Genomic DNA, 5,743 nt, shown 5'->3' with positions numbered 1-5,743 from the left:
TGAGAGTGAGCGCGCTGTCTGATGGTGATCGACGCCGTTCTGAGCACGGTCGCTGAGGGGCGAGGCGTCGGCGCCATCGCGTAGTGTGAACAAACCGCTTCCACGATGGGACGATCAACGCCTCGGGCCATGCCGGTGGCTCGACCAACTTGAACGGCGATCACCACTGTCGCCGCAGTCGCAGGAGGCTGATGCCGACGGCGCTCACCGCGTCGCGGTGGACCGCATCAGCACCCGGAGTCTGAGAGCCAAATCTGCAGGAGCCAAACGGGTAGGACGGAGAAGGCCTGCATCACCGCCAGGGAGAAGAGGAACTCCGCTGCGCCCGCGCGCGCTGTGCCCGACCGTCCGGCGACCGCCACCACCGCACCGTAGGCCTTCCTCCCCAATTCGAAGCCGACGGCACCGCAGGCTGCGAGGGTGGGAAACAGGAAGCTACCGCTGAAGGGCTCGGGCCCTAGCGTCGCAGCGCCCGCAGAGACGATGACCGCGGCGCTGGTGGCGACCCACCAGGGGAGGCGAGGCGCGGCGCGGCGGAGCACAATACCAATCGCGCTTGTAAGCACGGCTGTCCACAGCATCACGGTCGGGAAGACGCCGTCCCCAAAGCACGGGACCTGCTGCTGGTTGACGATGTCCACCCCGCGAGCGCCTAAGAACCCGAAGACGACGACACCCACGCCAACCTTCGCCAGCTGTGCCAGCGGCGCTCGAGTCTGGGCAGCGACGAGGACGATGCCAAGGAAGGCAACGAGCGGCGCCGCCTCGACGCTCGGAAAGCGCCACCGGTTTACCGAGGCGGCCAGGTGCATGAGGACTGTGCCCGCCAGGCCCGCGGCCACCAGCGCCCTGTGGCTCGTACCCTCAAACGCGAGGAGGAAGAGCAGGAGGCCCGCCCCGGCCGTCGCGACCGAGAGGGCGGTGAACGAGAGCGCGGTGAAGGCCTCCGACCCCATCCAGAAGAGGGCGAACGGAGAGAAGAGCAGAGCCATTCGCACGAAGCTGTGCAAGCCAGCCCGCCGGAACGGCCGCCAAGGCCGAGTCGATGCATCCGCTGCGAGGGCAAGGACCAACGCCAACGCGATTCTCCAGTCGGCCACCCGGCACCCCTTCGCGCCGCCAAGCGCCTGAGCATCATGGCAGTGGGCGCGGGAGCGGCGCAACGGACCGCGAGGATCAGCATCGAGGTCAAGCCGCGAGCAGGACTTGTGCGCTCAAGTCGAAGCGGCTGGTGGCTGGAACTGCTCCACCTTCCGCCGGAAAAAGGCGCGTGAGCCCTCGTCGAAGAACTCGGGCTTGGCGACCGCCAACTCGAGACACTTCCCGTAGTACTCACGGGCGACGGGGAGATTACCCCGCTTCTCATTGAGGAAGGCCGTGCGCTCCATCCAGTCGTGAGCGTAGGGGAAGCGCTCGCGCAACTGCGCGATGACGGCCTCTGCCTTCGCGAAGTCGCCGGCGTTGACCAGGTCGACAGCCTCATTGGAGAGCAGCGCGAGCTCCGCGTCCTCCTCGTCGGCCTCGAGACGACTTGCGGCGACCACCGCGGTCGCGGCCATGCGCTGTCGCGCCTTGTCGGCGTCTGCGTCGAGACAGCACTGCTTGTACTTCTTGCCGCTGCCGCAGGGACACGGCGCGTTTCTGGCGATGGCCACGACTTGCTCCTGAAATGGGGAATGGACCTGCTCGCGGACCCGAGAGTCTACGCACTGCAGCTCATGGCGGACACGGAAGCCGCGGCGGAGGTGCGGACCCAGGGGTGCCCGCGGTGCGGCGGCGCGCTGCACGCCGCCAACTACGCCAGGAAGCCGAGGGCCGGGCGGGCGCTCCTGCCGACGGGGTACGAGCAGCGCTTCAGCTTCTGCTGCGCCTCGGAGGACTGCCGGAAGCGCCGGATGCCACCCTCGTTTCGATTCCTCGGGCGGCGCGTCTACGTGGGCGCCGTCGTGGTGCTCGCCACCGCCATGATGCACGGGGTGACGCGGTGGCGGGCGGCCCGGCTCCGCGAGCTGACCGGAGCCAGTCTCCGAACGCTGACGCGCTGGCGTCGCTGGTGGGCTGCGACCTTCCCCGAGACGCCAACTTGGAAGCAGGCGCGAGGGCTGGTGCGCACGCCGGTGGACGAGACGACGTTGCCGCTCTCGCTGCTCAACGCCTTCACCGGCGATGGGCGCGAGCGCCTGATGGCCCTCCTGCGGCTGCTGTTGCCCCTCACCACGCCGGCGCTGGCCCGCCACGCTTGATGATGGGCACCTGCCGCCCGCAGAAGTCGCGCGGCGACGCTCCCGAGGTCCTTCGGTACTGACGCTCCCCGCGCTCCGGAGTCCTCAGGCGCGAAGAGGAGCCCAGGCAATGGCAGACAAGACGCGAACGTCGCACGAGCGGTGGGCGCACCTGCGCTTCTCGGTGGTGGGCACGCTGCTCGCCGCGCCGCCCGGGCCGGGAGAACTCAAGGAGGAACTCCAGAAGCTGGCCGGGAAAACGTGGCAGCACCCGGTGACGGGCGAGCCGACGCGCTTCGGCTTCGCCACCATCGAGCGCTGGTATTACCTCGCGCGGAACGCAGGAGCCGACCCAGTGGCGGTGCTGCGGAAACGCATCCGCAAGGACAGCGGCCAGCAGTCCGCGATGGGCGAGAAGCTGAAGGCCGCGCTGGTGGCGCAGTACCTGGCGCACAGGGCGTGGAGCTACCAGCTGCACGCCGACAACCTGGCCGCGCTCGCGGCCAGGGACGCCGCGGCGCTGGGCGCCGCGCCCTCGTACGCGACGGTCCGCCGCTACATGAAGGCGACCGGCCTCTTCAAACGCCGCCGACTCTCGAGCCGCGAGACGAAGGGCGCGCTGGCGGCGGAGCGCCGCCTCGAAGAGCGCGAGGTGCGCAGCTACGAGAACGCCTACGTCAACGGGCTGTGGCACCTCGACTTCCACCACGGGAGTCGCAAGGTGGTGACGCCCGCGGGCGAGTGGCTGACGCCCATCCTCCTGGGCATCCTCGACGATAAGTCGCGGCTCGCCTGTCACCTGCAGTGGTACTTCGCAGAGACCGCCGAGAACCTCGTGCACGGGCTCTCTCAGGCCATCCAGAAGCGAGGCCTGCCGCGCAGCCTGATGACGGACAACGGCAAGCCGATGGACGCGGCGGAAACCCGGGGCGGCCTCGCGCGCCTCGGCATCCATCACCAGACAACGCTGCCCTACAGCCCGTACCAGAATGGCAAGCAGGAGAACTTCTGGGGCCAGGTCGAGGGCCGCCTCGTCGCGATGCTCGAGGGCGTGCGCCGCGTGACGCTGGCCCTGATGAACGAGGCGACGCAGGCGTGGGTCGAGCTCGAATACAACCGTAAGACGCACTCGGAGTTGGGGACCGCGCCGATCCACCGCTACCTCGAAGGCCCCGACGTCGGACGGAAGAGCCCCGACAGCCGCGCCCTGCGGCTGGCCTTCTGCACCGAGGAACTTCGCACCCAGCGCCGAAGCGATGGGACCTTCACTCTCGAGGGCGTGCGCTTCGAGGTGCCCTCGCAGTACCGGCACTTCGAGAGAGTCACCGTGCGCTACGCGCGGTGGGACATGACGCACGTCTTCCTGGTCGACGACAAGACCTCGACGGTGCTGAGCGCGCTGTATCCGCTCGACCGGAACCGGAACGCCGACGGGCAGAGGAAGAGCCTCGACGTCGCGGCCACCGAGTCGACACCCGGCGTGCCCGCGCCCGAGGTGGGAGTGGCCCCGCTGCTCGAGCGACTGATGACTCAGTACGCCGCAGGGGGCCTGCCGCCGGCCTACCTGCCGAAGGATGACTCCACCCCGCAGTCCCCGAAGGACAACGAATGAACAAGAAGCTCCTCTCGCTGTACGGCCTCAAGTGGAACCCCTTCGCCCCCGACGTCCCGGTCGAGGCCCTGCACCTCGCGCCGAAGGTGGAGAGTTTCTGCTGGCGCGCAGAGAATCTCGCCCGCGAGGGCGGCTTCGCGCTCGTCAGTGGCGAGCCCGGCGCCGGCAAGTCGGTGGCCTTGCGGCTTCTCGTCGAGCGCCTGTCCGGGCAACGCGACGTGCGCGTGGGCATCCTCAGCCGGCCGCAGGCGGGCCTGGCCGACTTCTACCGGGAGATGGGCGACCTCTTCGGCGTGCAGCTCCAGCCTCACAACCGATGGAGCGGCTCGAAGGCCCTGCGCGAGAAGTGGCAGACGCACATCGAGGCGGCCCTCTTCCGGCCCGTGCTGGTCATCGACGAAGCCCAAGAGATGCACTCGACCGTCCTGAGCGAGCTGCGCCTCCTGTGCAGCACGCGGCTCGACTCGCACATGCTGCTCACCACCGTGCTGGCCGGCGACGCTCGACTCCTCGAGCGGCTACGCAGCGACGAGCTTCTCCCGCTCGGAAGTCGCGTCCGGGTGCGCCTGCCTCTCGAAAAGGCCACCTCTGACGAGCTACTGGAGACGCTGAAGCACTCGCTCGTGAAGGCCGGCAACGCGAGGCTGATGACGGCCGAGCTGATGGGGACGCTGTGCGAGCACTCCGCGGGCAACCACCGGACCCTCATGGTGATGGCCGGCGAGCTGCTGTCTGCCGGAGCCGAGCGCGAGGCCAAGCAGCTCGACGAGAAGCTGTACTTCGAGGTCTTCGCGGTGCCGGCTCCGCCCGAATCCGCCAAGCCTGCCCGGCGCGCGAGGTGAGCGGCCTCCCCGTCGAGCGCGCGCACCGCCTGGCGGAGTGCGCCGAGGAGCGCCGGTGGCTCATCGACGGGCTTTGGGCCGAGGAGGGCGTGGGCATCGTCGGGGGCGAGCCCAAGTGCTGTAAGTCCTTCCTCGCCCTCGACATGGCCGTCGCGGTCGCCTCGGGCACCTCGTGCCTGCGGCGCTTCGCAGTGGCCCGGCCGGGTCGCGTGCTGCTGTTTGCAGCCGAGGACGCCCTGCACGTCGTCCGCCGTCGCCTCGACGGCATCTCGCGTGCGGCGGGCGTGGCGCTGGCCGACGTCGATATCCACGTCATCACCGCGCCCACCGTCCGTCTCGACGTCGAGGCTGATCGCCGGAGCCTCACCGAGACGGTGGCGGCCCTTCGGCCTCGCCTGCTGATCCTCGACCCCTTTGTCCGCCTTCACCGCATCGACGAGAACGTCTCTGGAGAGGTCGCGCCGCTCCTGGCCTTTCTGCGAGAGCTGCAGCGTCGTTACAAACTCGCCGTCGTCGTCGTGCACCACGCCCGGAAGGGCGCTGGCCGCGCCCGCGCAGGCCAGGCATTGCGCGGCTCGTCGGAATTTCACGCGTGGGGCGACTCCAACCTCTACCTGCGTCGCGAGGCCGAGCAGCTGACGATGTCCATCGAGCACCGCGCGGCCGCATCCTCCTCGGGAATCGCGCTCCGCCTGAAGGCCGAGGATGAGGCGACCGCGCTGGAGATCATCGAGCGCACTGCGAAGAACGCCGAGACAGCGCCGCCGGAACTCCACGAGCGGATCGAAGAGGCTCTGTCAGCCGCCGATGAGCCGATGACCGTCGCGGCACTTCGCACCGCCTGCCGCGTCAGGAACGAGCGGCTCGTCGAGGTGCTCGCCGACCTCGTGAGCGCCGGGCGGGTCCATCGCGCCGCCGGCGGCTACGCCCTCTCTTCCCCTTGAGCTGTCTTTCCCCGCATTCCCAAACCCGCATTCCCGTCACTCCCTACGACGCGCGGGAACGGGAACGGGAACGACCATCAGGAAACGTGCTCAGCGCGCCCTCAAAGAACGTGCTCACGCTCA

General features: G+C 69.2%; 6 protein-coding genes. 4 read left to right on the top strand and 2 right to left on the bottom strand.

Annotated elements, in window-relative coordinates:
- Positions 1-227: 227 nt before the first annotated feature.
- Together Q8K49_RS01865 and Q8K49_RS01860 are read right to left on the bottom strand one after the other, a co-directional pair.
- Positions 228-992 carry a hypothetical protein gene (locus Q8K49_RS01865; protein WP_305303730.1) on the bottom strand — a complete coding sequence of 255 codons (765 nt, stop codon included), beginning with the start codon at positions 990-992 and terminating at the stop codon, positions 228-230.
- Between the two features lie 222 nt (positions 993-1,214).
- Positions 1,215-1,655 carry an SEC-C domain-containing protein gene (locus tag Q8K49_RS01860; protein WP_305303729.1) on the bottom strand — a complete coding sequence of 147 codons (441 nt, stop codon included), beginning with the start codon at positions 1,653-1,655 and terminating at the stop codon, positions 1,215-1,217.
- A gap of 21 nt (positions 1,656-1,676) precedes the next feature.
- Here Q8K49_RS01860 and Q8K49_RS01855 point away from each other — a divergent pair, with 21 nt between their 5' ends.
- The 4 genes from Q8K49_RS01855 (at position 1,677) to Q8K49_RS01840 (ending at position 5,620) form a co-directional block, all read left to right on the top strand.
- Complete coding sequence (locus Q8K49_RS01855; RefSeq protein WP_305303728.1) at positions 1,677-2,243, top strand: hypothetical protein; 567 nt, start codon at positions 1,677-1,679, stop codon at positions 2,241-2,243.
- A gap of 109 nt (positions 2,244-2,352) precedes the next feature.
- Entirely contained in the window at positions 2,353-3,834 is a 1,482-nt protein-coding gene (locus Q8K49_RS01850; protein ID WP_305303727.1) for a DDE-type integrase/transposase/recombinase, read from the top strand.
- Positions 3,831-4,676, top strand: coding sequence for an ExeA family protein (locus Q8K49_RS01845; protein ID WP_305303726.1), 846 nt, complete (start codon positions 3,831-3,833; stop codon positions 4,674-4,676). Before Q8K49_RS01850 ends, Q8K49_RS01845 begins: the two co-directional genes overlap by 4 nt.
- Positions 4,673-5,620 carry an AAA family ATPase gene (locus tag Q8K49_RS01840; protein WP_305303725.1) on the top strand — a complete coding sequence of 316 codons (948 nt, stop codon included), beginning with the start codon at positions 4,673-4,675 and terminating at the stop codon, positions 5,618-5,620. Before Q8K49_RS01845 ends, Q8K49_RS01840 begins: the two co-directional genes overlap by 4 nt.
- Positions 5,621-5,743: the final 123 nt, after the last annotated feature.

It is taken from the genome of Brevundimonas sp., assembly GCF_030682035.1.
Lineage (GTDB): Bacteria > Pseudomonadota > Alphaproteobacteria > Caulobacterales > Caulobacteraceae > Brevundimonas.
This window is presented reverse-complemented; position numbering and strand designations above follow the sequence as displayed.

Coding starts and splice junctions, on each gene's coding strand:
- Q8K49_RS01865 (WP_305303730.1), bottom strand. CDS start 992: ATGGCTCTGCTCTTCTCTCCGTTCGCCCTCTTCTGGATGGGGTCGGAG.
- Q8K49_RS01855 (WP_305303728.1), top strand. CDS start 1,677: ATGGACCTGCTCGCGGACCCGAGAGTCTACGCACTGCAGCTCATGGCG.
- Q8K49_RS01850 (WP_305303727.1), top strand. CDS start 2,353: ATGGCAGACAAGACGCGAACGTCGCACGAGCGGTGGGCGCACCTGCGC.
- Q8K49_RS01845 (WP_305303726.1), top strand. CDS start 3,831: ATGAACAAGAAGCTCCTCTCGCTGTACGGCCTCAAGTGGAACCCCTTC.